The organism is Streptomyces sp. NPDC001914 (genome assembly GCF_042891215.1).
Lineage (GTDB): Bacteria > Actinomycetota > Actinomycetes > Streptomycetales > Streptomycetaceae > Streptomyces.
In genome coordinates this window covers 1-1,469 of sequence record NZ_JBIASW010000041.1, presented here as the reverse complement: position 1 = coordinate 1,469, position 1,469 = coordinate 1, and the positions used below count along the sequence as shown (strand labels likewise).

Genomic DNA, 1,469 nt, shown 5'->3' with positions numbered 1-1,469 from the left:
CCAATGCCGTTGCTTTTGTCGTAGGCGTAGGCTGGTTGGCAGTGGGTCCCGGGGGTGGTTGGGGTGGCTTCGAGCGCGTCGGACTTATCGGGTCTGGGTCTGCTGACGTGGGTGTATCCGCCGGGGTTGGTGGACCGGGTGGTGGCTGCGTGCGGGCGTTCAGAGCAACGGAGACGGCTGCTTCCTGCGCGGCTGGTCGTGTATTTCGTGCTGGGGCTCGCGCTGTTTTCGCCGGCCCCCTATCTCGAGGTCATGCGGCATCTGGTCGCGGGTCTGCGAGGACTGGGACTACTGGGCGACTGGCATGTTCCGGCGAAGTCTTCGCTGTTCAGAGCCCGGCAGCGACTGGGCTTCGAACCACTTCAGGTGCTGTTCGCGGCGACCGCGAAACCGATGGCCAACGAGTCGACACCGGGTGCGTTCTGGCGGGGCCTGCGGCTGCTGGCCGTGGACGGGACCTGTTGGGACGTCGCCGACACGAAAGCCAACCAGGCCGCCTTCGGCCGTCCCGGCAATGGCCGCGGAACGAAGCGCAGTGCGTTTGTCCAGGTGCGGATGGCGGCGCTGGTGGAGGTGGGCAGCCATGCGGTGCTGGATGCGGAACTCGCCGGCTGCCGGACCGGTGAGGTCACCCTGGTCAGCCGTCTGCCCCGGTCCTGCACTGCGGGCCAGCTGGTGCTGGCCGACCGCGAGTTTCTCGGTGTCCCGCTGTGGCGGGCCTTCACCGACAGCGGGGCGGACCTGTTGTGGCGGGTCCCGGCCAACCGCGTTCTGCCCGTTCGCAAGGTACTGCGTGACGGATCATGGCTCTCCGTCATCCACGCTGGCACCGACCCGGCGAAACGAGACCCGGTGCAGGTCCGCGTTCTGGCCTACCAACTCAAAGACACCGCCATGAGCTCTGGAGGGAGCGACTATCGCCTGGTCACAACGCTGTTGGATGCCCGCCGCTATCCAGCCCGGCAGATGGCCGCTCTCTATCGTGAGCGGTGGGAGATCGAATCCGTCTTCGCCGAGATCAAGACCTGCCAGCGGGGCGCGAAAGTGGTCCTCAGTAGCAAAACACCCGACGGCGTCCTCCAGCAGATCTGGGCTCACCTCATGGTCCACCATGCACTGCGGGAACTGATGCTGAGAACCGCAGCCACCCGCCAACTCGACCCGGACCGGATCTCTTTCACCGAAACGCTGCGTTCCGCCCGGCGCAGTGTGACCGTCACCCCGGGCGGTTTTTCCCCCTGAACTCCTGGTCAGAGCGCTGCAAGTACTCCAAGAAGACCTGCTGGAAAGACTCCTGCCAGCCAGACGGCTTCGCAGCCAGCCCCGCGTCGTCAAGCGCAAGATGTCCAACTACTGGCTCAAACGGGCTGAGCACCAGACCTGGCCCCAACCCACCCACGCCGGCACCCAAGCCATCCGCATCAAACGACCCCAACCACCCGCCCCAGACCCTTAAAGCAACGGCATTG

The 1,469-nt window shown here is 65.8% G+C and carries 1 protein-coding gene; it reads left to right on the top strand.

Features of this window, described 5'->3' with window-relative positions; translation table 11 throughout:
- The first annotated feature begins 63 nt into the window (after positions 1 to 63).
- Positions 64 to 1,242 (top strand): IS4 family transposase, encoded by a 1,179-nt coding sequence (locus ACFYYF_RS41540; RefSeq protein WP_388784815.1) that lies wholly within the window; start codon positions 64 to 66, stop codon positions 1,240 to 1,242.
- The last annotated feature ends 227 nt before the right edge of the window (positions 1,243 to 1,469 follow it).